Annotated in this window: 23 protein-coding genes and 1 other annotated feature; of the genes, 20 read left to right on the top strand and 3 right to left on the bottom strand. The window is 55.4% G+C overall.

The window, feature by feature from the left end; genetic code table 11:
- Window positions 1-384 precede the first annotated feature (384 nt).
- The 8 genes from ACZOF8_RS04945 (at window position 385) to ACZOF8_RS04910 (ending at window position 7,480) form a co-directional block, all read left to right on the top strand.
- Window positions 385-1,380, top strand: a complete 996-nt coding sequence (locus ACZOF8_RS04945) for a 2-hydroxyacid dehydrogenase (protein ID WP_022488085.1) — start codon at window positions 385-387, stop codon at window positions 1,378-1,380.
- Between the two features lie 94 nt (window positions 1,381-1,474).
- Window positions 1,475-2,947: a phosphate--AMP phosphotransferase gene (locus ACZOF8_RS04940; RefSeq protein ID WP_154488303.1), complete on the top strand. Its 1,473-nt coding sequence runs from the start codon at window positions 1,475-1,477 to the stop codon at window positions 2,945-2,947.
- 101 nt (window positions 2,948-3,048) lie between these two features.
- Complete coding sequence (gene pgeF / locus ACZOF8_RS04935) at window positions 3,049-3,852, top strand: peptidoglycan editing factor PgeF (RefSeq protein WP_487426638.1); 804 nt, start codon at window positions 3,049-3,051, stop codon at window positions 3,850-3,852.
- A gap of 17 nt (window positions 3,853-3,869) precedes the next feature.
- The gene (locus ACZOF8_RS04930) at window positions 3,870-4,574 is read left to right on the top strand and encodes a YggS family pyridoxal phosphate-dependent enzyme (protein ID WP_022488082.1); all 705 of its coding nucleotides are present in this window, start codon (window positions 3,870-3,872) and stop codon (window positions 4,572-4,574) included.
- Between the two features lie 18 nt (window positions 4,575-4,592).
- A complete protein-coding gene (locus ACZOF8_RS04925) occupies window positions 4,593-5,198 on the top strand; it encodes a cell division protein SepF (RefSeq protein WP_302157800.1) in 606 nt (201 codons plus the stop codon).
- On the top strand, window positions 5,186-6,007 hold the full coding sequence (gene proC, locus ACZOF8_RS04920) for a pyrroline-5-carboxylate reductase (RefSeq protein WP_022488080.1): 822 nt from the start codon (window positions 5,186-5,188) through the stop codon (window positions 6,005-6,007). Before ACZOF8_RS04925 ends, proC begins: the two co-directional genes overlap by 13 nt.
- A 1-nt stretch (window position 6,008) precedes the next feature.
- Entirely contained in the window at window positions 6,009-6,806 is a 798-nt protein-coding gene (locus ACZOF8_RS04915; RefSeq protein WP_022488079.1) for a YlmH family RNA-binding protein, read from the top strand.
- Between the two features lie 14 nt (window positions 6,807-6,820).
- A complete protein-coding gene (locus ACZOF8_RS04910; protein ID WP_154488300.1) occupies window positions 6,821-7,480 on the top strand; it encodes a histidine phosphatase family protein in 660 nt (219 codons plus the stop codon).
- A 48-nt stretch (window positions 7,481-7,528) separates the two neighbouring features.
- Here the strand turns inward: ACZOF8_RS04910 and ACZOF8_RS04905 are convergent, their stop codons facing one another.
- Window positions 7,529-8,752, bottom strand: coding sequence for a YkvI family membrane protein (locus tag ACZOF8_RS04905; RefSeq protein WP_154488299.1), 1,224 nt, complete (start codon window positions 8,750-8,752; stop codon window positions 7,529-7,531).
- A gap of 69 nt (window positions 8,753-8,821) precedes the next feature.
- Window positions 8,822-9,063: a binding site (T-box leader), on the bottom strand.
- 219 nt (window positions 9,064-9,282) lie between these two features.
- Between ACZOF8_RS04905 and ACZOF8_RS04900 the strand changes: the two genes are divergently transcribed.
- The 7 genes from ACZOF8_RS04900 to thrS all read left to right on the top strand — a co-directional run bounded on the left by ACZOF8_RS04900 (window position 9,283) and on the right by thrS (window position 15,791).
- Window positions 9,283-10,455, top strand: coding sequence for a class I SAM-dependent methyltransferase (locus ACZOF8_RS04900; protein WP_368509223.1), 1,173 nt, complete (start codon window positions 9,283-9,285; stop codon window positions 10,453-10,455).
- A gap of 95 nt (window positions 10,456-10,550) precedes the next feature.
- Window positions 10,551-11,333, top strand: coding sequence for an electron transfer flavoprotein subunit beta/FixA family protein (locus tag ACZOF8_RS04895; protein ID WP_154488298.1), 783 nt, complete (start codon window positions 10,551-10,553; stop codon window positions 11,331-11,333).
- A 12-nt stretch (window positions 11,334-11,345) separates the two neighbouring features.
- On the top strand, window positions 11,346-12,341 hold the full coding sequence (locus ACZOF8_RS04890; RefSeq protein ID WP_487426637.1) for an electron transfer flavoprotein subunit alpha/FixB family protein: 996 nt from the start codon (window positions 11,346-11,348) through the stop codon (window positions 12,339-12,341).
- An 85-nt stretch (window positions 12,342-12,426) separates the two neighbouring features.
- Window positions 12,427-12,687, top strand: a complete 261-nt coding sequence (locus tag ACZOF8_RS04885; protein ID WP_022488073.1) for a heavy-metal-associated domain-containing protein — start codon at window positions 12,427-12,429, stop codon at window positions 12,685-12,687.
- A gap of 12 nt (window positions 12,688-12,699) precedes the next feature.
- Entirely contained in the window at window positions 12,700-13,371 is a 672-nt protein-coding gene (locus tag ACZOF8_RS04880) for a 3'-5' exonuclease (protein WP_487426636.1), read from the top strand.
- A gap of 23 nt (window positions 13,372-13,394) precedes the next feature.
- Window positions 13,395-13,550 (top strand): hypothetical protein, encoded by a 156-nt coding sequence (locus tag ACZOF8_RS04875; RefSeq protein WP_012938349.1) that lies wholly within the window; start codon window positions 13,395-13,397, stop codon window positions 13,548-13,550.
- A 330-nt stretch (window positions 13,551-13,880) separates the two neighbouring features.
- On the top strand, window positions 13,881-15,791 hold the full coding sequence (gene thrS, locus ACZOF8_RS04870) for a threonine--tRNA ligase (RefSeq protein ID WP_012938350.1): 1,911 nt from the start codon (window positions 13,881-13,883) through the stop codon (window positions 15,789-15,791).
- 257 nt (window positions 15,792-16,048) lie between these two features.
- On the opposite strand, the gene ACZOF8_RS04865 is transcribed toward thrS, so the two are convergent.
- Both ACZOF8_RS04865 and ACZOF8_RS04860 read right to left on the bottom strand, forming a co-directional pair.
- Entirely contained in the window at window positions 16,049-17,035 is a 987-nt protein-coding gene (locus ACZOF8_RS04865) for a diaminopimelate dehydrogenase (RefSeq protein ID WP_487426635.1), read from the bottom strand.
- Window positions 17,036-17,194: 159 nt separating this feature from the next.
- The gene (locus ACZOF8_RS04860) at window positions 17,195-18,580 is read right to left on the bottom strand and encodes an SGNH/GDSL hydrolase family protein (protein WP_278722122.1); all 1,386 of its coding nucleotides are present in this window, start codon (window positions 18,578-18,580) and stop codon (window positions 17,195-17,197) included.
- Window positions 18,581-18,666: 86 nt separating this feature from the next.
- Between ACZOF8_RS04860 and ACZOF8_RS04855 the strand changes: the two genes are divergently transcribed.
- The 5 genes from ACZOF8_RS04855 to ACZOF8_RS04835 all read left to right on the top strand — a co-directional run bounded on the left by ACZOF8_RS04855 (window position 18,667) and on the right by ACZOF8_RS04835 (window position 23,607).
- Window positions 18,667-19,074 carry a hypothetical protein gene (locus ACZOF8_RS04855; RefSeq protein WP_487426634.1) on the top strand — a complete coding sequence of 136 codons (408 nt, stop codon included), beginning with the start codon at window positions 18,667-18,669 and terminating at the stop codon, window positions 19,072-19,074.
- Between the two features lie 30 nt (window positions 19,075-19,104).
- Entirely contained in the window at window positions 19,105-19,521 is a 417-nt protein-coding gene (locus ACZOF8_RS04850) for a hypothetical protein (RefSeq protein WP_487426633.1), read from the top strand.
- On the top strand, window positions 19,458-21,014 hold the full coding sequence (locus tag ACZOF8_RS04845; RefSeq protein WP_487426632.1) for a phosphoethanolamine transferase: 1,557 nt from the start codon (window positions 19,458-19,460) through the stop codon (window positions 21,012-21,014). The genes ACZOF8_RS04850 and ACZOF8_RS04845 overlap by 64 nt, the downstream gene beginning before the upstream one ends.
- Window positions 21,015-21,278: 264 nt before the next feature.
- Window positions 21,279-21,827, top strand: coding sequence for a ferritin family protein (locus tag ACZOF8_RS04840; protein WP_012938354.1), 549 nt, complete (start codon window positions 21,279-21,281; stop codon window positions 21,825-21,827).
- 121 nt (window positions 21,828-21,948) lie between these two features.
- Window positions 21,949-23,607 carry an ATP-dependent nuclease gene (locus ACZOF8_RS04835; protein ID WP_481143854.1) on the top strand — a complete coding sequence of 553 codons (1,659 nt, stop codon included), beginning with the start codon at window positions 21,949-21,951 and terminating at the stop codon, window positions 23,605-23,607.
- The last annotated feature ends 68 nt before the right edge of the window (window positions 23,608-23,675 follow it).

Here is a 23,675-nt window from a genome sequence, read left to right as displayed (position 1 = left end):
CGGAGGCAGCCCCGTCAACGGTCAGCGGCCGAAGGAATGAACCCGCCTTTACAAGACGGGTTCGTTAGAGACGAATACGACGCAGAAAATCTGGCAGTATGGGGCCTACCTTTCTCAGACGGATTACCGCATTGGCAGGAATCTGCAGAAAAAGTGGCAGGTGAATGTGGGAGTAAATTATCAGTTTTAAGGGAAAAGTAACGGGCAGGAGGCTGCTGCAGAAGCAGTAGCCTTTTTGTTTCCACAAAATATTCACGCAATTTGTATACAAAATACGAAAAACATTGGAAATTTTTTTTTTCCATGCTACAATGTAATCAGCGGGCAGACGGAACCATTCCGGGTTGCCCAAATTGTGTGTTTCCCATTATAGGAGGTATTGATATGAAGGTTTTATGTTATGGTGTAAGAGATGTAGAACTGCCGATTTTTGAGGCCTGCAACAAGGAATTCGGTTACGACATCAAATGTGTCCCTGATTATCTGAATACGAAAGAAACTGCCGAAATGGCTGCTGGCTTTGACGCAGTAATCCTGCGGGGCAACTGCTTCGCCAATAAACAGAACCTGGACATCTACAAGAAACTGGGCGTAAAATACATCCTGACCCGTACCGCCGGCACGGATCATATCGATAAGGAATATGCCAAGGAACTGGGCTTCCCCATGGCTTTCGTTCCCCGTTATTCCCCCAACGCCATTGCTGAACTGGCTGTAACCCAGGCTATGATGCTGCTGCGTCATACCGCTTACACCACTTCCCGTACTTCCAAGAAGAACTTCAAGGTTGATGCCTTCATGTTCTCCAAAGAAGTCCGGAACTGCACCGTGGGTGTTGTTGGCCTGGGCCGGATTGGCCGTGTGGCTGCTCAGATCTTCCACGGCATGGGCGCTACCGTTATCGGGGAAGACGTTTTCGAAATCAAAGGGATCGAAGACTACTGCACCCAGGTTTCCCTGGATGAAGTCCTGGAGAAATCCGACATCATCACCATCCATGCTCCGTACATCAAAGAAAACGGCGCTGTGGTTACCCGCGACTTCCTGAAGAAGATGAAAGACGGCGCCATCCTGGTCAACTGTGCACGCGGCCAGCTGGTGGATACCGAAGCTGTCATCGAAGCTGTGGAAAGCGGCAAACTGGGCGGCTACGGCTGCGACGTTCTGGATGGGGAAGCCAGCGTATTCGGGAAAGACCTGGAAGGCCAGAAACTGGAAAACCCGCTGTTCGAAAAGCTGGTTGACCTGTATCCCAGAGTCCTGATTACTCCGCATCTGGGCTCCTACACCGATGAAGCCGTAAAGAACATGGTGGAAGTTTCCTACCAGAACCTGAAGGATCTGGCTGAAACCGGCGACTGCCCCAACAAGATCAAATAATTTTGCTTCTTCCCAAGGGTGCTGCAATCTGTTGCAGCACCCTTTTCGTGTTATAATAAGGGAAATATGGAATTTCGGGAAAGAAGGGGTCCCTATGCTGGACAAAATCGATCTGAAAACGAAAATTTCCAAAGAAGCATACGCAGAAAAAATAGCAGAGGAAGAAAACCGTCTGGGATTCCTCCAGCGGACAGTCCGGGATGCCAAGATCCCGGTGATCGTGCTGTTTGAAGGGTTCCGGGCCTCCTGGCGGAGCCAGCTGATCAGCAAGGTGATCCATGCCCTGGACCCCCGGGGGTTCCGGGTGTATTCTGCCTCCAAGACCACGGAAAAACAGAAGGAGAGCCCGTTCTTCCTCCAGTTCTGGAAGGAGCTGCCACCGGCCGGGCAGATCTGCATCCATCACCGGGCCTGGTATTTCCTGCGGAACGAACATGCAGTGGGGGATCCGGACGAGGCTTCCGAATGGTACAATGTAAGTTTTGACGAAATCAACAGTTTCGAAAAGGAACTGGTCCAGGGGGGCTATGTGCTGGTGAAGATCTTCACCCACATTTCCAAGAAAAAACAGAAGGAAAACATGGAAAAGGGCCAGGAAACCATGGGCAGCCGGTGGGAAAAACTGGCACCGGGAGGCATCGAAGGAGTCGACTACGACAAATACCGGGATGTGTACGAAGACATGCTGGCGGCCACCAATACGGATCTGGCCCCCTGGCACATCGTCCCCATGGAAGACAAACGGACCGGTACGGAAGCGGTCTTCCGGGTGCTGATCACCGCCCTGGAAGAAGCCCTGAAGGACCGGGAGCGTCCGGTGGATCCGGAAAAAGGCCCGGCCAGGGAACTGACCATTCCGGATATCCTGTCCGGGTACACGCCCTACCAGCCCATGGAACAGGAAGAATACAGCAAAAAGCTGAAAAAATACCAGAAACGGCTGGGGGAACTCCAGTTTGAACTGGCCAAACGGAAAATCAGTACCATTGTGGCCTTTGAAGGCCAGGATGCCGGGGGCAAAGGGGGCGCCATCAAACGGCTGTCCGAATCCTTCGACCCTCTGGGCTACCGGGTGAACCCGGTGAGTGCACCCAACGAATGGGAAAAGCAGTTCCATTATCTCTGGCGGTTCTGGACCAGACTGCCGGCTCCGGGAGAAATTGCCATTTTCGACCGGACCTGGTACGGCCGGGTGTTGGTGGAACGGGTGGAAGGCTTTGCCAAAATCAGCGAATGGCGCCGGGCTTATGAAGAAATCAACGATATGGAAGCCCAGTGGGTGAAGCAGGGGATCATCGTCCAGAAGTTCTGGATGCAGATCGATTCGGAAGAACAGCTGAAACGGTTCCAGGCCCGAGAGAACGACCCCAACAAAACCTGGAAGATCACCCCGGAAGACTGGCGGAACCGGGACAAATGGGATGCCTATGTGGATGCGGTGAACGAAATGCTCTATCGGACCGATACCAAAGGCGCACCCTGGACTGTGGTGGAAGCCAACAATAAACTGTTTGCCCGGCTGAAAGTCCTGGAAACCATGATCCAAAGGATGGAAGCTGTGCTTTAACGTTTACAAACCAGTAAAAAAACAGTACAATGAGGGTTGCTGGAAGTTCTTTCCAGGGTTTCCTGCTGTGCAGGAAAAATTTGACCAATGAGGTGGGAAAGATGGCTGATTTTGCCTTTGCAGAAGCGAAAGGTGTGGAATGGGGCTGTTTTCCTGCCTGGAAACAGTGGGGTGTGGTCCACGGATTCCTTTGCCGGACAGGGGGCTGCAGTTCCCTGTTCCCAGGTGGACTGAACCTGAGTTACAACGTGGGAGATGACCGGGAGAAGGTACTGGCCAACCGGCAGAAAATGGCGGCGGCCCTGGATTTTCCCCTGGAACAGGCAGTGGCCTGTCAGCAGGTCCACAGCACCCATGTGGCGGTGGTGACGGAACAGGATGCAGGGAAAGGCACCCTGACTCTGGCTGATGCCATCCCGGAAACCGAGGGGATGGTCACGGACTGTCACCGGCTGCCTCTGTTGATTTCCTATGCGGACTGTGTGCCCATTTTGCTGGCGGATACCCGGACCGGGGCGGTGGGAGCCGTCCACGGCGGTTGGCGGGGCAGTGTAGGGAAAATCGTCCCCCATGCCCTGAATGTGATGAAAGAAGCCTTTGGCACAGAGCCTGGGGATGTGGTGGCGGGCATCGGCCCTTCCATCGGTCCCTGCTGCTATGAAGTGGGCCAGGAAGTGGCGGACCGGGCGGCGGAATATCCCTCCTGCCTGACCCCTCACGGACCCGGCCACTACATGCTGGATCTGTGGCAGCTGAACACCCTGGAACTGCTGGAAGCAGGGGTGCCCCGGGAACAGATTTACCGGGCGGACTGCTGCACCAGCTGTCACAAGGACCGGTTCTTCTCCTACCGGGCGGAAAAGGGGAAAACAGGCCGCCTGTATGCGGTGATCTATCGAAAATAAAGGAGATGGGGATACCCATGTTGAAGGATAATATTGCGGCCGTGGAAGCCAGGATCCAGGAAGCTCTGGGCAAGCGGACAGAACCCAAGGCCACCGGGGACAAAGTGACCATCCTGGCGGTGACCAAGAACCATCCGGCGGAAATCGTCACGGAAACCCTGGCAGCCGGTCTTACGGAGATCGGGGAAAACCGGGTCCAGGAAGCCATGCACAAACAGGCGGTACTGCCGCCGGGGGGCAACTGGCACCTGATCGGCCATCTCCAGACCAACAAGGCCAAACACGCGGTGGAGCATTTCTGCCTCATTGAAAGCGTGGACAGCCTGAAGCTGCTGAACCATCTGGAAAAAGCGGCGGCGGAACTGGACAAGATCCAGGATGTGCTGCTCCAGATCAACGAAGCGGGAGAAGAACAGAAAAGCGGCTTTGCCCCGGAAGATTTCCGGGCGGCGGTGCCGGAACTGAAGAATTACCCTCACATCCGCATCCGGGGGGTCATGGTGATCGCCCAGGCCACGGACCAGGTGGAAGAGACCCGTCCGGTGTTTGCTGCCGGTTACCGGGATTTCCTGTTCCTGAAGGATGCCCTGCCGGATTCTCCAGTGGATATCCTGTCCATGGGCATGACCCACGACTACTGGATCGCCGTGGAAGAAGGGGCCAACGAAGTACGGGTGGGTTCCGCTCTCTTTGGAGCCAGGGACTACTCTTTAAAATTTTAAACAGAAATGGTGGATCGTATGAAAAAAATCAGCAAGCTCTTGGAATATTTCGGCCTGGTCAACGGAGAAGACAAGCAGGAAACGGACGAAACCATGGAAAACCAGCAGCAGGATGAGGGGAAAGTGGTCCCCATGTTCGGCAGCGGCTCGGCAGGCACCTGGCGGGACAAAAGTTCCGACCGGGAGTACGACAAATATGACAGACCCTACGAAAAGACCTATGAAAAACCTTACGACAAAGTGTTCGACAAGGACTACGACAGCACGGCGGACTCTTCCCGGGAGGAAACGTCTTCCAGCCGGACCGGGGACAAAGTGCTGTCCATGCCGGTGAACCGGAATCCGGTGAGCGTGGTGGTCATCGAACCCATCGACTTCAATGATTCCCAGAAAATGGCGGACTACCTGTGCAAGAACCAGCCGGTGGTGATCAATTTCGAGGATACGGATGCGGACGTGCGGAAACGGATCATCGACTTTATCAGCGGCACCATCTATGCGTTGGACGGGACCCTGCGGAAAATCGGCCGGAATCTGCTGGTATGCGCGCCTCCCAATGTGGATATCGACACGGAAAATACCAATTTTGGATCGGAAGGGAGCAATGATCCATGGCAACGATAAACGGTATCAGTAAAATCACTTTCATCGGCTGCGGCGCTATGGGGGAAGCCATCCTGAAGGGCATCCTCCAGGGAGGCCTGGTCCGGAAGGAACAGGTGACCGCTGCTGTGCCCACTGCCAAACGGCAGGCTTATCTGAAAGAAACCTACGGGATCCCGGTTACCGGGGACAACAGTGCCGCGGCTGCAGATGCGGATCTGGTGATTTTGGCGGTGAAGCCCCAGATGGCCAAAGAAGCGGTAACTGCTGACCTGGTGGCAGCCCTGCCGGAGAAGGCCACTATCCTGTCCATTATGGGCAGCTATGACCTGGCCATGCTCCACGCCCTGGTGCCCGGCCATCCTGTAATCCGTTCCATGCCCAACACCCCTCTGTCTGTAGGGATGGGGATGACGGCCCTGACGGCGGACGGAAAGGTGGCTCCAGAAGTGATGGACGCTGCGGAAGCCATTTTCCAGTCCTGTGGGGAAACGGTCCGGGTGGACGAAAAGGCCATGGAAGCCATTACCGCCATCAGCGGCTGCGGCCCCGGGTATTTCTTTGTGGTCATGGATGCCCTGGCAGATGCCGGTGTCATGGCTGGCCTGCCCCGGGCACTTGCCATCAAACTGGCGGCCCAGACCATGGCCGGCAGCGGCGTCATGGGCCTGAAGACCGGGCTCCATCCTGCCCAGCTCCGGGACCAGGTGACCAGCCCCGGAGGCACTACCATTGCAGGGATCAAGGCCCTGGAAAACCACGGAGTGAGAGGAGCGTTTTACGATGCGGTGCAGGCGGTCCTGGACCGGAGTGCCGCATTGAAGAAATAACATGGCAAACACCACACAACAACGGGAAACAGTATTACGGTATTTCAAGGCCAGCGGGGATGCGGAACTGGCAGCCCAGCTGCTGGATCTGGCGGAAGGGGCCCGGAAAAGCCGGCGGGCCAGGGTATCCGGGTTCCTGGATCCCCACGGCCAGAATGTGGCGGAAATCGTTGCCGCCAACTATCCCCAGGTACGGTATGAAATGAACGGAGGCTTCCAGAATGCCGAACGGCAGAAGGTGGCCTTCATTGCGGACGAATTCTACGGCCAGCCTGATTTTGCCATTACGGCCCTGGAAATCCTCTGGGACAAACGGTATTATGACATCGGCCACCGGGATGTGCTGGGAGCCTTCATGGGCCTGGGCTGCAAACGGGAAATCCTGGGGGATATTGTGTTCATCGACGAGGGGGCCCAGCTGGTGGTGGATACCCCCATGGTGGATTTCATCCTGAGCAACCTGACCAAAATCGGGGCAGCCACGGTGGAAGTGAAAGAAATCCCCCTGACGGACCTGAAGGAAAAGGAACAGAAGATCAAACTGATTTCCGCCACGGTGGCGGCCCTGCGGCTGGATGCGGTGGCGGCCAGCGGCTATGGGGTATCCCGGAGCCGGATGGCGGATGAGATCAAGGGCCAGAACGTGAAGCTGAACTGGCAGGACGCCAAAAGTCCTTCCCAGACGGTGAAGGAGGGGGATGTGATCTCCTTCCGGTCCCGGGGCCGGGTGGAACTGGCGGAAGTCCGGGGGACCACCAAAAAGGGACGGTATGCCATTACCCTGAAACGGTACATCTAAGGAAGGATGTCATTATGATTTTACTGATTCGGCACGGGGAAGCGGATCATCATGTGAAGGAACTGACCGGGGGCTGGACGGATTCGGCTCTCACAGTGCTGGGACAGAAGCAGTTCCAGCAGCTGGCGGACTGCCTGGCCTGGGACTTTTCCGGCCGCAGCCTGCCCCGGATCGTATCCAGCGACCTGCAGCGGGCCCGGACGGGAGCGGAAATCATTGCCCGGAAGCTGGGAGCAGAACCGGTGGAATGTTTTTCCTTCCTCCGGGAAAAGAACAACGGAAAGGCAGCGGGGCTGAACAAAAAAGAGGCCCTGGCCTTTTACCACCCGCCGGAAACCGGCCGGGAGCTGGATCATGTGAACTATGACGGAGGAGAGACCCGGCGGACCTTCTATGAACGGACCATTCAGGGGTTCCGGGAACTGGAAAAGGAAGGCCGGGACCTGATCATCGTGTCCCACAAGGGAACCATCCAGAACATCCTGTTTGCCTGGCTGGGGCTGAGCATCGAAGAAGTGGCGGAAAAACAGATATCCTTCGACATCCGGCCCGCTTCGGTGACAGTGCTGGGCATGAACAAGTGGGGAGAGCATGCGGTATTCGCCCTGAACGACACCTCGTACCAGTGGAAAAAAGGACCTGTAGGGATTTTCAACTTCCCCTTTGGGGCATAAAAAAGGAGATGTTGCACGTGAAAAATATGCGTGCAACATCTCCTTTTTTTATGCTTCCTCCACTTCCGCTTCTTCCATTCCCGGATACTGGTTCATGGCGTCGATCCGTTCCCGGTATTCCTGGTCAGCGGCGTAGCGCTTGTTTTTGGCCCGGCCGATGGTCAGGAAGGGGACGATGATGATGGCAATGGCCAGGTAGCCGCAGTAGCCATACCCGTATTTGATGATGTTGGTCAGACCCACCATGGAAACCGTCATGGACAGGCAGATAATGAACAGGGTCACCAGAGCGGACCGCTTTACGGCGCTGCCGGTGATCTTTTTCAGGCAGTCCATTTCAGAGAAACGGGCGGTGAATCCGAACACCGTGGTCACCCCGGTGGAGATCAGGCAGAGCATGAGGGTTACGGAATAGAGAAGGGTCAGCCAGGGCATGCCCATGGCTTTCAGGCTCATGAGAGTGGGCAGGGGCGTCCTGCCGTAGACCCCGGTCCAGCCCAGGAGCATGCACACGGCCATGGTGAGGGCGGTGGCGTTCATGGCAAAGGACATCCACATGGAATCTGCACAGTTCTTCCGGGTCACCAGGGGAGTGCCCACCACGATCATGGTGGGGATCACCACGCACTGGAAACCGGAATAGGTGAAAGCGTGGAGAATGGCGGTGGGCAGTTTGGCCAAGCCGTTAACGGCAAAATCCTGGGCCATGGCATCCAGGAAGAACCGGGTGCCTTCCACCTGGCCGCCCATGGCGATGCCCACGGAGAAAATGGTAATGGCCATGGCCAGGATGGCAATGCCCATGTAGGTGGTGGCCCGGCGGACCAGGTCAGCCCCGAAAATGGTCAGTACAAAGATTACGGCGCCCACCACACCGATGCCGGTATAGTAGTTGAGGCCCGTCTGGGCGGCCAGGGCGGAGGCGGCCCCGGAAATGGTGGCGGATACGGCCATGAGCACCATGATGTAGAAGAACCCTTCAAAAAGGAATTCAATGCCGGGTACCGGCCGGTACAGATTCTGGAAAAGCTGCCGGTAGCTGGTGAGGTGCCGGCTGTTGTACATGTTCATGGCCTCTTTGATGGTGAGGGTGAACAGGAGCATGGTTACAATGGCGGTAATGGGGCCCAGCCAGCCCAGGCTGATGAAGTAGACGTTTTCCTGGTTGCCGGTGGCGAATCCGCCTCCCGCATGAGAGCTGAACAGCACCGCTCCCACCGAAAAGCACAGGGAGAGGGAGGCCCCTTTGATGGCAGATGTTCCGTTGATCATGATTGTTTCCTCCTTGGAATGACAGTTTCCAGAGAAACGAAAACGCCTTCCGTCTCTCTGCATTGGCAGCAAAGAGACGAAAGGCGTTGGATCCTTCCGCGGTACCACTCTGTTTCGTCCTGGGGACGCGCTCTCGGATACGGCCGGTGGCGATATCCATGCTCTGTAACGGGAGTTCCCGGAGGGACCTACTGCAGGTTCGGTCCAGCCGCTCAGCAGGCAGTTCGGCCCGTCCCATCCACTGCCTCGCAGCAACCGGCAGCTCTCTGGAGCAGGGATTCAGGCGTACTAGTCTGCGTCATCACGTTTCGGCGTTTGTTGACTATGGATGAAATGATACCATGGATACAGTATACTGTCAATGGGGTTACGAAAGAAAAATTATATCAATCCTTTTCGCATATTATTGTTATCAGCGTTCCTTTTCACTTAACCACTTAGCCACTTAGTCTCTTGTCCGCTTAAAAGTGTTATAATATATGGTAAACAATGAATATTTCCATATTGCAGAAGGGAGTCCTGTTGTCATGCTGCTTCATAAAATGATGGATCATTTTCTCCTTTATTATCTGGGGCATTTTGACAAGCACTGTTTCAATGTCCAGATCCATGGAGAGGAGTATACCATTGGTGAGGGGAAGCCGGAATTCACCCTGATCATCCACAAAGACATTCCCAAAAAGGCCCTGCTGGAGTCCACGGAACTGGCTCTGGGGGAGGCCTACATGCGGGGAGACATCGAAGTGAAGGGGGACCTGTTCCACATGCTCTGCACCCTTCTGGAACAGGCGGACCGGTTCTCCCTGGACCGGAACAGTCTCCGGAACATCCTGTACATGTCGGAAAAGAAACAGGACCAGGCCAAAGAAGTGTCCTCCCACTACGATCTGGGGAATGACTTCTACAAACTGTGGCTGGATCCCACCATGAGCTATTCCTGTGCCTATTTCAAGTCCGACAAAGATACCCTGGAACAGGCCCAACGGAACAAGGTGGACTACATCCTCCAGAAGCTGTACCTGAAGCCGGGGATGACCCTGCTGGACATTGGCTGCGGCTGGGGCTTCCTGCTGCTGGAGGCGGCCAAAAAGTACGGAGTGAAGGGCTATGGCTGTACCCTCAGCAAAGAACAGTGGAAAAAGAGCCAGGAACGGATCAAGGCCCTGGGCCTGGAGGGCCAGGTGACCATCGAACTGACGGACTACCGGGACCTGGAGGCCAAGGATCTCCAGTTCGACCGGGTGGTCAGCGTGGGGATGATGGAACATGTGGGCCGTTCCAACTATTCCACCTATATGGAAACAGTGAACCATCTGCTGAAACAGGGGGGAATCTTCCTGCTCCATACCATTACCGGCCACGATGAAGTGGTGTCCGATCCCTGGATCCGGAAATACATCTTCCCGGGGGGCACCCTGCCTTCCCTTCGGGAACTGATCCACCATGCCTATGATGCGGATTTCCGGGTGCTGGATGTGGAAAGTCTCCGCCGCCATTACTGCAGGACCCTTCTGTGCTGGTACAAGAACTTCTGCAAGGTCCACGAACAGGTGGCCCGGTGGAAGGATCCTTCCTTTGTACGGATGTGGGATCTGTACCTGTGCGGCTGTGCAGCGGCCTTTCAGATTGGCTACATCGACATCCACCAGGTGCTCATGACCAAAGGGAACAACAACAGCCTGCCCATGACCCGGTGGTACTGAATCAATAATAATTATCAGTTGCGATAACTTCGAATTCATAGTATAATCACTATAGACTGATAAAACAATATTTTTTTCATAAAGGAGGCTGCATTATGAATATCGCTGTATTGGTGAAACAGGTACCTGCCGTTTCGGATATCCAGCTGTCCGGGGACAACAACCTGGTCCGTGTGGGGGCACCTTCCATGCTGAACCCTGTTGACCTCCACGCCATCGAGGCGGCCCTGGCCCTGAAGGACCAGGAAGGGGGCACGGTAACCCTTGTGACCATGGGCACTGCCCTGGCCAGTGACATCCTCCGGGAAGGGATCGCTCTGGGGGCGGACAAGGGGATCCTGCTGTCCGATGAACGGATGGCCGGGTCCGATACCTTGGCTACCGGCCAGATCCTGGCAGCGGCCCTGGCCAAACTGGGACCGTTGGACCTGGTGCTGGCCGGGAAGCGTTCCACGGACGGGGACACCGGGCAAATCCCTCCGGCCCTGGCCCAGCGGCTTGGCATGACCCTGCTTTCTTATGCAGATGAACTGGAAGTAAAGGACGGCCAGGCCACCATCCGCCGGCTGAACCGGGGCGGGGTGGAAACCCTCCAGGCGGCTCTGCCGGCAGTGATCTCCGTAACGGAAAAATGCGGGAATCCCCGGACTCCCGGCATCCGGGGCAAAATGGCCGCGAAAAAGGCCGTGTTCCCGGTATGGCGTCTGGAAGACATCGACCTGGCTCCGGAAAAAGCCGGGAAGGCCGGCTCCGCCACCAAGGTTACGGAACTGTTCGCTCCGGAACCTCAGCCGGTGGGCACCATGATCCAGGGAGCCACCCCGGTGGAAGCTGCCGCCAATCTGGTGGACGAACTGCGGAAGAAGAACCTGCTGTAAGGAGGCGTTATCATGGAATGGAAAAACAATATCGGAGTCTATCTGGAAACCTCTGACGGCAGGCTCACCTCCCTCAGTGTGGAACTTTTGGGGAAAGCCCGCCAGCTGGCGGCCGCCCGTCCCAATCAGGTGCTGGGCATCCTGGCCGGGGACAATCTGGAAGAAGCGGCCCGGGAAGCCATTGCCTACGGAGCCGATGGGGTGGCCCTGCTCCAGGCCCCCAGTCTGGCCGCCTTTGATGGAGCCCTTTATACGGAAGCGGTGGCCAAAGCCCTGAGCCTGTATACTCCCAGTGTGCTGTTCATCGGTGCATCCCCCAATGGCCGTGACCTGGGCGGCCGGCTGTCTGCCCGGCTGGAGGCAGGGCTGGTGGCGGACTGCATCGATGTGCGGTACGAAGGGGAGGATGATACCCTCACCTGGATCCGTCCCGCCTACACCGGCAAACTGTTCGTGAAGATCCAGACCACCACCCGGCCCCAGCTGGGTACGGTCAGCGACAAGATCTTCCACGGCAACCCCAAGGATGAAACCCGGAAAGGGGAAATCTTCCCGGTTCCCCTGGACAATGCTGAAGCCATTCCCGCTGTGAAGGTGCTGGATTTCACGTCTCTGGAACAGCTGAAGGAAGTGCTGGACCTGGATACGGCGGATATGGTGGTAGGGGCTGGCCGGGGCGTCCAGAACGAAGAAGGGATGCGGGAAGTCCAGGCCTTTGCCAAACGGATCGGCGCCGCTTTCGGGGTTTCCAAACCGCTGGTGGACGCAGGCTGGGCACCCTATGAATGGCAGGTGGGGGTCACTGGCAAGAAAATCGCCCCCAAGATCTACATCGCCCTGGGGATTTCCGGGGCCATCCAGCACAAACTGGGGATCCAGGACGCCGGGCTGATCATTGCCGTAAACAAGAGTCCTGATGCCCCTATTTTCCAGTTTGCCCATTACGGCATTGTGGGGGATCTGTTCGATGTGATGCCGGAACTGGAAAAACTGCTGAAGAAGGACTGACCCTTGACAAATCCTACAAAACTTCTATAATTAACCCTGCGGAATACCCATACGAGGTATAGGGTATTCCAGCAGGAGGTCTATTATGGTAAAAATGATTGTTGGTGTCGAAGGCATGGCCTGCGGCATGTGTGAATCCCATATCAACGAAGCCATCCGGAATGCGTTCCCGGTGGATTCCGTCTCTTCCTCCCGTTCCAAAAAGGAAACGGACATTGTGGCCAAAGACCTTATTCCGGAAGAAAAAATCCGGAAAGTCATTGACCAGACCGGTTACCAGGTCACCAGCTACCGGGTGGAACCGTACGAAAAGAAAAAGGGATTCCTGGCCTGGCTCTTCGGCTGATGCAGGAGACCTATGAGAAAAAAGGATAATTTTGCCGGCACGCTGCCCGGCACCGGGAAGAGTCTGGTGGCTTTTCCCGAAACCTATGTGGTATTGGATCTGGAGACCACCGGCCTGGATCCGGAACGGGACCAGATTATTGAAATCGGTGCCTTGGAAGTGGTCCGGGGGAAGCGGGGGAGGACTTTTTCCACCCTGATCCAGCCCCGGACTCCTTTGTCCGGCCATTACGTTTCTCCCTTCATCACCCAGCTCACCGGCATCACTGACGATATGCTGGCAGCTGCCCCCCAGCCCCGGCAGGCCCTGGAAGCTTTCGGAAAATTCCTGGGCAGCCGGGTGGCGGTGGGCTACAATGTGGGGTTCGACATGGGCTTTCTCCAGCAGCAGTTCCAGGACCAGCTGTACCGGCCTCTGGCCAATGACTGGGTGGATGTGCTGCCCATGGCCCAGACCCTGTTCCCGTTGTGGGACCATCACCGGCTGAACAACCTGGCCGCCTGGTACCATGTAGAGAACAAGGAGGCCCACCGGGCCCTCAGCGATGTGGAAACCACCGAAACCTGTTTCCGGAAACTGAAGGAAGACGCCGGCCGCCAGTATCCCTCCCTGGAGGATTTCCTGGAGAAGGTGCGGCAGAAGCTGAACAAAAAAGACGAAGGCGAGCAGCTGAGCCTGTGGTGAAGCTGCCGGAAAAGGAGAGAAAGATGGATCAGGGAATCGAAGAACTGGCCTGGGAAATGGCCAGGGACTGGAAAGAAAAAGGCTACAGAGACCGGGAAACCTGCGCCGCGGATATGGTGCAGATCATTGAAGAAGAGCAGGACCGGTTCAATCATCGGGAAGCCCAGGAAGAATATTAAAATTTCCTTGACAAACTTTTTCCCGGTGGTATAATGTAAACAATTTCAAAGAGCCAATGGCAATGACGAGGACAACCTGTCAGGGATACAGTACAGAGAAGCCCGGAAGCTGAGAAGGGCCCGGAAACAAATGACAGTCAACCACCTGGGAGCCATCTGCTGAACAAAGTAGGCAAGGTCGTATATCCTGCGTTAAAGGATGCCGAGTGGAACTGGCCCAGCCAGTTCAATAAGGGTGGAACCGCGAGCTTATGGCCCGTCCCTGTAAGGGACGGGTCTTTTTTGTATGTCCGTCCTGACCTTGCTGGTATTTTCAAGGAGGAAATCACTATGTCCAACATTAAAGTAAGCCTGCCGGATGGCAGCGTGAAAGAATTCGAAGCCGGCAGCTCCCTGCTGTCCATTGCCAAGAGCCTGAACCAGAAACTGGGGAAGACCGCTCTCCTGGCTAAAGTGGATGGGGAAAACAAAGACCTGAGCGATGTACTGGATCACGATGCCAAAGTGGAATTCGTGACGCCGGACAGCGAAGAAGGGCTCCATGCCATCCGCCATACCGCTTCCCATGTTATGGCCCAGGCCATCCAGCACCTGTTCCCGGGCACCAAGTTCGCCATCGGTCCTGCCATTGAAAAAGGGTTCTACTACGACCTGGACAGCGACCATGTGTTCACTCCTGATGACCTGCGGGCCATCGAAAAGGAAATGAGCAAGATCATCAAAGCCAACTATCCTCTGGTCCGGAACGAAATCCCCAGAGCGGAAGCCCTGGCCAAATTCAAGGCGGAAGATGAACCCTACAAAGTGGAACTGATCGAAGACCTGCCGGAAGATGCGGTGATCAGCACCTATACCCAGGGTGATTTCACGGACCTGTGCGCCGGTCCTCACTGCCCGTCCACCGGCCGGGTGAAAGCCTTCAAGCTGATGAGCATTGCCGGTGCCTACTGGCGGGGGGATGAACACAACAAGATGCTCCAGCGGATCTACGGCACGGCTTTTGCCAGCAAGGAAGACCTGGAAGCTTACCTGCACATGATGGAAGAAGCGGAAAAACGTGACCACCGGAAACTGGGCAAACAGCTGGGTCTGTTCATGCTCAGCGATTACGGCCCCGGGTTCCCGTTCTTCCTGCCCAATGGCATGATCATCCGGAATACCCTGATCGACTACTGGAGAGAAGTGCACCGCAAATACGGCTACCAGGAAGTCATGACCCCCATGATTATGAACCGGCAGCTGTGGGAAACCTCCGGCCACTGGGATCATTACAAAGAAAACATGTACTTCACCCAGATCGATGGGGACGATTACGCCATTAAACCCATGAACTGCCCCGGCGGCATGCTGGTATATGCCAACGAACCCCATTCCTACAAGGAACTGCCCCTGCGGGTGGGCGAACTGGGCCTGGTGCACCGGCATGAACTGTCCGGCGCACTCCATGGTCTGTTCCGGGTACGCTGCTTCACCCAGGATGATGCCCACATCTTCATGATGCCCAACCAGATTGAAGACGTGATCCAGGAAACCATCCGTCTGTTCGATGAAGTATACGCCACCTTCGGCCTGACCTACCATGCAGAACTGTCCACCCGTCCGGACAACTCCATGGGGGACGATGCCACCTGGGAAATGACCACCAACGCCCTGCGGAAAGCCATGGACGACTTTGGCCTGAAGTATTCCATCAACGAAGGGGACGGCGCCTTCTACGGCCCGAAGATCGACTTCCATCTGAAGGATTCCATCGGCCGTACCTGGCAGTGCGGTACCATCCAGCTGGATATGCTGCTGCCGGAAAAATTCAACCTGACCTACACCGGGGAAGACGGCCAGAAACACCGTCCTGTTATGATCCACCGGGTAGTGTACGGCTCCATTGAACGGTTCATCGGCATCCTGATCGAAAACTACGCCGGTGCCTTCCCTGCATGGCTGGCTCCGGAACAGGTCCGGGTAATGCCCATTACCGACAAGTACAACGAATACGCCAAACAGATCGTGGACAAACTGGAAGCCCAGAAGATCCGGGCCCATCTGGACGACCGGAACGAAAAAGTGGGCTACAAGATCCGGGAAGCCCAGGTCAAGAAAGTTCCTTACATGCTGATTGTAGGGGAAAAAGAAGTGGAAAGCGGTACCGTTTCCGTCCGCAGCCGGGACAACGGCGAACAGGGTGCAATGCCCGTGGACGAATTCATCGCCAAACTCCAGGACGAAATCAAGAACCGGAAGTAATCATAAAAAAACAGGGTTGCTGCATAAATTGTGCAGCAACCCTTGTTTTTTGTCAGCTGGCAACTGTCGGTGGAAATCAAATTTGCAAATTGATTTTGAACAGCATGAACTGTAGGAGGCGCAGGCCCGGCGCCCCGCATACCACATGGACAATCGCTGATTTGGCAGGCGGCCGGGCCTGCCGCCCCTGCGGGAACGATTTATACAGCTGCAGACTGCAGCCGGGGTGTGAATTTTTTCACACCCCCGTTTTTTCCTTACAGCATATGAGCCCGGAGATATTCCCCATCTTCCGGCATCAGATAGGCCGGTGCCACGTCGAATACGGTCAGGCAGCCGGTACGGCCTTCCTGATGGAGGCGATGGGCGGCCCGGGCGTAGGCTACCAGCACACTGGTGGTGAATTCCGGGTTGGAATCCAGTTTCAGGCTGAATTCGACCACATGCTTGTGTTCCCGGTTGTGTCCGGTCACTCCGCTGCGGATCACGAACCCGCCGTGGGCCAGACCGCTGTGGTTCTTCCGGAACTCTTCCTCATCGATGAAATGGACGGTGGTATCATATTCATCAAAGTAGTTGGGCATGGTCACAATAGCCTGTTCCACGGCCTTGGGATCGGCCCCTTCTTCCAGCACCACGTAACATTCCCGGGTGTGTTTCTGCCGGGTGGTCAGTTCCGGCTGGCTGCCGCTGCGCACGGCTTCCAGGGCCGCTTCCACCGGTACCGTGTACTGTTTGGCGTTTTTGACTCCGGGGATCCGCCGGATGGCGTCACTGTGGCCCTGGCTCACACCCTTGCCCCAGAAGGTGTAATCTTTCCCGTCCGGCAGGATGGCATTGCTGTACAGCCGGGCCAGGGAGAACAGGCCAGGATCCCAGCCTACGGAAATGATTCCCAGGTGTCCGGAAGCTTTGGCCGCCTTGTCCACCGCCGCAAAATGTTCCGGAATCCGGGCATGGGTATCGAAGCTGTCGATCACATTGAACAGCCCGGCCATTTCCGGAGTCTGCACCGGCAGATCCGTGGCACTGCCGCCGCAGAGGATCAGCACATCGATGCTGTTCTTCCAGTCTGCCATGTTTTTCACATTCACTACAGGCACATGAGCCGAGGCAATCTTCACCTGGGCAGGATCCCGGCGGGTGAATACCGCTGCCAGTTCCATATCCGTCGCTTTTTCCAGGGCACATTCCACCCCTTGTCCAAGGTTTCCGTAGCCTAAAATCCCAATGCGAATGGTCATAACCAATTTCTCCCCTCATGGTATACAAAAAATAAATGTATACAGTATTTGATAAAATTGCTGATATTCAGCTGTAATATGTTTCATATTCTATCATAAAAGGAGGGCAGTTGTAAATACAAAAGAACCGAAAAGACCTATGGCCGCAGACAGCGGCAGTTATTCTTCTTCCTGATCCGCTTTCTGCTCCTGTTCCCGGGCCATCTTGATTTTGGCCATGATCCCGTCCCATTGTTCCGTTATGGCTCTGGCCATAAGCCGCTTGCCCCGAAAATTCAGGTGCAGGCCGTCCAGGGCGTATCGGGTGGGCAGGTCCTGGTTTTCGTCGAACTGGGTTCCCAGGTCGATGAACCAGGGCAGGCTCCGGATCCACTGGTTCACCTTGGCCATTTCCGCCCTCCAGCCTTCCGCCGTGGGTTCATCGAAGGCCCGTTTGATGTTGGCCGGGTTCACCGGAGGCAGGGTCATGAAAATGGGGGTGATCCCGTTGTCCTCGCATTTTTCCCGGATGCCCTTCAGATCGCTGATCACGCTTTCTCCGCTGACCCAGCCCCGGAGGCTGTTGCTGCCGGTCATGATGATCAGGTATCTGGGATGGAAGGGGACCACGTCCTTGTCGAACCGGGCCAGGGTGGCTTCGCTGGTGTCCCCGCTTTCTGCCAGGTTGATGGTGTCAAAGGGCAGATAATACTGATAGCTGTAGGTGAAATCACTGGGAGAATAGGACAGATCGCCTCCCCCGTGGGATATGCTGTCCCCCAGGGTCCCCACCTGCCAGTTGTCCTCCGGATTCACGGTCATGGGCTGGGGCGGGCAGAACTGGCCCACCGGGTTCCCGGCTTCGTCCACACCCCGTACCCGCCAGTACATGGTGTAGGGCGCATAGTGGGATTCGTCATCGTACCAGTCGAAACCGGTGGATCTGCCCCGTTCCAGCAGCTGCTCCGGTGCGGCTTCCCGGGTGGGGGAAACGGAGCTGGTGTTCAGCACTTCCACCTGATAGTTCCGCACCCCGTGGAGGGGCACCCAGTTGTACACCGGGTACAGCAGGGTGGTGCCGTTGCCGCTGTTGAACCGGCTGATGGGTTCCGGATACAGGGCGGTTTTCTTCTCCGGATCCACATGGACCTTTTCCACAGGCGACAGGGCGGAAACCGGCTTTTCGTCCAGGTTGAAGGACTGGATCTTCACGGAAACATCCCCCCGGGTGCCCGCCGGCAGGGACAGGTTGTATCCGGCCACATAGGTCCGGTCATCGGGCAGGGCTGTGCCGTTGGGCAGGGTTACCGATACATTGTAGTACACCGTCCCCAGAATGGGTTTCCAGCGGAGGGTGGGGTGGAGAGAAGCGGGATGGGCCGCCGTATAGTGGGTGGTGAACTGGGGCACCGGCTGCCGGCGCAGAACGGGAACCGCCGTTTTGGCTGCAGCCACCGGTTTCCGGACGGGAGGCAAGGCAGCCGCCCGGGCCGGAAGTGTCAAAAATCCGGCCCCCATGCATCCAAGGAGCACCGCACGGCAAAGAGTATGGGAAAACGTATGCATAGGAAACAAGACCTCATTTCATATTGTAGTTACAGGGAATATTGTAGCATATTTGGGGGGTGAGGGGGAGGTGAACGAGTGGTTGAGTGGTTAAGTGGTCGGGGATTGGGTGCACAGCCTGCAGGGTCACTTTTCCCGATTCGCCTGAAAGCTGTTTCTTTGGTATAATGGACACAGAACAGCTTGTTTCAGACCGTAGACCTGTTCCAGGTGATTTTATAGAAAGAGAGGGTAAGGAAGGGCAGATAGGGGATTACTGGGTCAATACATCCGGAAACGGAATCATCCGTCTGCTGCTTCAACAGATACAACCGGAAACCCGGGAAAATCTCTTCCATCTTCTTCACAGGGAAGTGGAGGACATCTACCGGTTCGAGATCCTGGATCGAATGCGGGCGGGATTTTCCGTATCCCGTCTGGAATCTCTGCTGGACCATCTCCTGCAGGGAAATGCAAAGGCGTTTGCCGACGGAATGGAAAAATACCTCGAGTAGACAAATACATGCAATCAGGGGGGAAGTCTTTTGCAGCAGCTGCAGCTTGTTTTCAAAAAGAAATGTGTCCATTTTTCAGCTTTCATGAAAAACCGGGGAAAAGATCGTTTGGGTTCTACTCTTTTTTTGGTCCTGGTACTTTACAGTTTTGCTTTTTTATCGATATTCGGTGTATCCAGACAAATTCCTATTGCTTTCCAGGATTATTTGCCCCTTGGTAAATCCCTGGCCGTGGTTTTTGGCCTGGTTTATTTCCTTACCGGCATTTTCCCTTTGAAAGAATTCCGTTCCAAAGCAAGGGCGGCCTTGTTGGCCATACTCAGCTGGCTGGCTGGATACAGCTGGATTTTTTCCATCTGGTCCACAATCCGTACAACATCACCATGTATACCAGACTGTATGTCCGGTATTACCGCAGCGGCATCATGTTCTTCCTGTTTCTGCTGATGGTGGAACTTCTGCTGGCCAATCAGAAGAAAAACAGGTTGCTGCTGTGGATCCAGCAGGGGGCCGCTTTTTTTCTCACATTCTTCCTGCAGCTCTGTCCTTTGGTTTATGTTGGATATTTTATGAAATACCGCAGCCTTTTTGACGATATCTCGCTTCTTTCCATTCTAGCCACCAATGTTAAGGAAGCCGGAGAATACCTGCGTTCCATGTTTTCCGGAGGCCAGCTGGCCATTTTCGCCTGTGGGCTGTTGCTTCTTCTGGCAATCAGCTGGAAATTCAGCATACGGGAACCTCGGAGGAAAATCCTCTACACCAAACTCCAGCAGGCCGTCCTTGTGTTTTTTGTCTTTGTCATGTTTTTCACCGTTGCCTATAAAGGCAGTGCCTATTTCCCTCTGGATGTGTATGTGGGGCTGCATAAACTGGAGGGGGGCCCCATGCACGCATTCGATGCTCTGAAGAAAAACATCCGGAAGAATCAACAACAGATTTCTTTAGACAAAGAGAAAGCCCTGCCCATGAAGTTGCCGGGAACAGTGATCCTGGTGGTGGGAGAAACTGCCTGTCGGGATTATATGGCTGCCTTCAACCCAGAATACCCCTTGGAAACCACCCCTTGGGAATCCAGCATACGGCGAACCGATGGTTTTTTCTTCTTCCCCCAGGCCTATTCCAACTTTTCCAATACTGTGATGGCCCTCAGTCAGTCCCTTACCAGCTCCAATCAGTACAACAACATGCCTTTGGGAGAATCCGTGGATCTGGTCAGTTTGGCCAAAAAAGCCGGTTACCATACCTACTGGTTTTCCACTCAGGGAAAGGGCGAAGTGTGGGATGCGGCCATTACCACACTGGCCAGTCAGGCGGATACCCGGAAATGGATGCCCTGGAAGCATGATGGCCAGCTGTTGGAACTGTTGAAAATGGTACCGGCCGATCAGAACAATTTCATCATCCTCCATTTGAATGGAAGTCACTATCGGTATCGGGACCGGGTGCCCAAAAAGTTTGCCCAGGACCACACCTTCTCTCAAGTCCCGAAGGAAGAGGGAGAGTTCGACACATCTCTGGCCTATACGGATGAAGTGCTTCAGCAGGTATATCAGTACAGCCAGAAACATCTGAACCTTCAGGTGATGGTGTATTTTTCCGATCATGGAGAAAACATGAAATACAAGCATGTTTCCCATCCGTTTACCTTCGATATGGTGCGGATCCCTATGTGGATTTATCTTTCCCCGGCGTACCGCAGAGCCTATCCTGCCACAGGAAAGGCTCTTCAAGCCCATGAAAACACCGTGTTCACCAACGACCTGATTTTTGAAACCGTATGCGGGCTGATCCAGGCTCCGTCCAACCATTACAATCCCCAGTATGACCTTTCCCATCCTGCCTATGCCATTACCAAAGACACCGCAAAAACCATGAGAGGGGAATACAGCATACAGGAAGATTCGATTTGGGAAAAGAAAACAGGAGAGGAAGACTGATTGCGCACCAGTTGCAGGGGCCGCAGGCCGGTTGGCCCGTTTCCGCACGGGTGTACGATGTTTTGCAGGCTGCCCGGCGTGCAGCCCCTACGGTGCCGGTGAACCCATGGTGGTTTGGATCTGCCTTCTTTTATTTTCCCCCTTGCTTTTCCTCAAAAACCTGCTATAATTAGGGCTGTAAGAAGTTTTTAATAAAAATTATTAAAAAGTAGGCTTATCGGATTAACAGTCCGATGGCCACAGTTTCAAGGGGAGGCTTTTCTTATGAAAAAATTCATTTGCAGAGTGTGCGGTTATGTGTATGAAGGCGAAGAAGCTCCGGAAAAATGCCCGCAGTGCGGCGCTCCGAAAGATAAATTCGATGAACTGAAGGAAGGCGTCAAGGAATACGCTGACGAACACGTGGTCGGCGTTGCCAAGGGCGTGGATGAACGGGTTCTGGAAGGGCTGCGTCAGCACTTCACCGGTGAATGCTCTGAAGTGGGCATGTATCTGGCCATGAGCCGTGTGGCAGACCGGGAAGGGTATCCGGAAGTGGCGGAAGCCTACAAACGGATCGCTTTCGAAGAAGCGGAACACGCTGCCAAATTCGCTGAACTGCTGGGTGAAGTGGTCACCGACAGCACCAAGAAGAACCTGGAAATGCGGGCTGCCGCTGAACAGGGTGCCTGCGCCGGCAAGAAGGAAATCGCCACCCTGGCCAAACAGCTGGGCTACGATGCCATCCATGACACCGTCCATGAAATGGCCAAGGACGAAGCCCGTCACGGCCGTGTATTCGATGGTCTGCTGGCCCGTTACTTCGCAAAATAATCCGGTTTGCAGCCGGTAAGGCTGCATCCTGAAGTCCCGCTGGGGAGGGACCGGGGCCTGTTGGCGCCCTGCCTTCCCGGCGGGATTTTTTCTGCTGTCTGTGGCTCCTGGAGGTGCACCCATGTATTTATCCAGTATGCGTATCCAGAATTACCGAAATTTCAAAGACATCACCATGACCTTCCATCCCCTGGCCAATTATCTGGTGGGGGAGAACGACATCGGCAAAAGCGGGTTCCTCCGGCTCCTGTCCTATATGGCCAACGCCTGGACCCTGCCGGAAAACGACTATGACGATCCCAAACAGCCCATCCGGATCACCCTGGATCTCCATCTGCTCCAGAGCCCGAATGAATACTTTGCCGACACCCCCCAGGACCATCCGGAAAAAATCCGGGTACGGCTGGAAATGAAGGTGACGGATATCTGTCCCCATCTCTATGATGGGGAGACCGGACAGGAAATGCCCCTGGAAACTATCCGCCGGCTCCGCTACATCAGCTATTCCGCCATCAGCCAGGAGGACCAGGCGGTGCGGCCCCAGGTGTACCGGGCTCTGGAAAAGTGCCTGGCCCAGTGGGAAGCCAGCCACTGCGGTCCCCTGCCGGAGGAGGAACGGCAGTTTATCCAGCACGAAGTGAATGTGGGGTATTTCGATTCTTCCTATTATGAATGCATTTTCTACCTGTCCCGGATTCTCTGCCGGAGCAACCGGCATCGGGCGGACAATCTGAAGTTCATTTCCCTGGCGGCTCTCCGGATCATTACCCAGGTGTACCAGATGGCCCACAGCCGGGCGGTGCCCCTGGAGCATACCATCATTGTGGATGGCAAGGGCAAACGGTATCTGCCCCTGATCATTTCCATCGATGAGCCGGAGATCCACCTGCACCCCTATATGCAGCGGTCCATTCTCCAGTATTACCAGCAACTGCTGAACAACGAGGATCCCCAGTTCTGCGCCCTGCTGAAGGACCTGTTCGGGCTGGACGGGCTCCGGGGCCAATTGTTTGTGGTGACCCATTCCACCGACTCCCTCATTGACGACTACCGGAACATCCTCCGGCTGTACCATGACCGCCGGGGGCTGGTCAAGGCGGCCTGCGGGGCCAGTTTCCATGTCAACCGGGAAATCGAGAAGCATCTGATCATGCATTTCCCGGAAGTGAAGGAGGCACTTTACGCCCGGAGCGTGATCCTGGTGGAAGGGGAGACGGAATACGGCTGCTTCCAGCTGTTCGGCCGGACGGTGGGGGTTCCTTTCGATTATTACGGCATTTGTCTCATCAACGCCCGGGGCGAAAGTTCCATTGCCAAGATCAAGAAGCTGCTGGAATATTTCCGGCTGCCGGTGGTGGCTTTGTACGATGCGGACGTGAAGGAGGCCCACAAGCGGGAAAAAGGGGTGTACTTCACCGATGGAGTCTGTTTTGAAATGGACTTGTCCCAGACCATGCTCCAGCGTGGAAAGCGCCAGGCTCTGGACCGGATCATCGACGTGGCATGCGGCGGCACGGGCCGGACCAGCTACGACATGGTGAAAAAGGCCTGTCACAAGCTCCAGCTGGATCCCCGGGACTTTCCGCCCGGTCCCCTGTACAAGGCCAAACCCCATCAGGGACCGGTATGGGTGTATTATTTTGCCTGGCTCTACAGCAACAAGGGGGTCATCCTGGGACGGCTCATCGGCCAGTCCCTCCAGAAGGAAGAAGTGCCTCCGGCTTTCGTACGGGTGATCCAGGACGCCGGGCGTCTGGCTACGGTGCCGGAAAGGGCATAATTATTGATGAATTTTGAAAAATATGGTACCCTTAGAAAGGAATGTTGTATATCTTTGCACTGAGGGGG

This window comes from Acidaminococcus sp. (assembly GCF_057597765.1).
This window is presented reverse-complemented; position numbering and strand designations above follow the sequence as displayed.

Excerpts from the sequence above, each read along its gene's own strand:
- ACZOF8_RS04945 (WP_022488085.1), top strand. The coding sequence starts at position 385 with ATGAAGGTTTTATGTTATGGTGTAAGAGATGTAGAACTGCCGATTTTT.
- ACZOF8_RS04940 (WP_154488303.1), top strand. The coding sequence starts at position 1,475 with ATGCTGGACAAAATCGATCTGAAAACGAAAATTTCCAAAGAAGCATAC.
- pgeF (WP_487426638.1), top strand. The coding sequence starts at position 3,049 with ATGGCTGATTTTGCCTTTGCAGAAGCGAAAGGTGTGGAATGGGGCTGT.
- ACZOF8_RS04930 (WP_022488082.1), top strand. The coding sequence starts at position 3,870 with ATGTTGAAGGATAATATTGCGGCCGTGGAAGCCAGGATCCAGGAAGCT.
- ACZOF8_RS04925 (WP_302157800.1), top strand. The coding sequence starts at position 4,593 with ATGAAAAAAATCAGCAAGCTCTTGGAATATTTCGGCCTGGTCAACGGA.
- proC (WP_022488080.1), top strand. The coding sequence starts at position 5,186 with ATGGCAACGATAAACGGTATCAGTAAAATCACTTTCATCGGCTGCGGC.
- ACZOF8_RS04915 (WP_022488079.1), top strand. The coding sequence starts at position 6,009 with ATGGCAAACACCACACAACAACGGGAAACAGTATTACGGTATTTCAAG.
- ACZOF8_RS04910 (WP_154488300.1), top strand. The coding sequence starts at position 6,821 with ATGATTTTACTGATTCGGCACGGGGAAGCGGATCATCATGTGAAGGAA.
- ACZOF8_RS04905 (WP_154488299.1), bottom strand. The coding sequence starts at position 8,752 with ATGATCAACGGAACATCTGCCATCAAAGGGGCCTCCCTCTCCCTGTGC.
- ACZOF8_RS04895 (WP_154488298.1), top strand. The coding sequence starts at position 10,551 with ATGAATATCGCTGTATTGGTGAAACAGGTACCTGCCGTTTCGGATATC.
- ACZOF8_RS04890 (WP_487426637.1), top strand. The coding sequence starts at position 11,346 with ATGGAATGGAAAAACAATATCGGAGTCTATCTGGAAACCTCTGACGGC.
- ACZOF8_RS04885 (WP_022488073.1), top strand. The coding sequence starts at position 12,427 with ATGGTAAAAATGATTGTTGGTGTCGAAGGCATGGCCTGCGGCATGTGT.
- ACZOF8_RS04880 (WP_487426636.1), top strand. The coding sequence starts at position 12,700 with ATGAGAAAAAAGGATAATTTTGCCGGCACGCTGCCCGGCACCGGGAAG.
- ACZOF8_RS04875 (WP_012938349.1), top strand. The coding sequence starts at position 13,395 with ATGGATCAGGGAATCGAAGAACTGGCCTGGGAAATGGCCAGGGACTGG.
- thrS (WP_012938350.1), top strand. The coding sequence starts at position 13,881 with ATGTCCAACATTAAAGTAAGCCTGCCGGATGGCAGCGTGAAAGAATTC.
- ACZOF8_RS04865 (WP_487426635.1), bottom strand. The coding sequence starts at position 17,035 with ATGACCATTCGCATTGGGATTTTAGGCTACGGAAACCTTGGACAAGGG.
- ACZOF8_RS04860 (WP_278722122.1), bottom strand. The coding sequence starts at position 18,580 with ATGCATACGTTTTCCCATACTCTTTGCCGTGCGGTGCTCCTTGGATGC.
- ACZOF8_RS04845 (WP_487426632.1), top strand. The coding sequence starts at position 19,458 with ATGTATACCAGACTGTATGTCCGGTATTACCGCAGCGGCATCATGTTC.
- ACZOF8_RS04840 (WP_012938354.1), top strand. The coding sequence starts at position 21,279 with ATGAAAAAATTCATTTGCAGAGTGTGCGGTTATGTGTATGAAGGCGAA.
- ACZOF8_RS04835 (WP_481143854.1), top strand. The coding sequence starts at position 21,949 with ATGTATTTATCCAGTATGCGTATCCAGAATTACCGAAATTTCAAAGAC.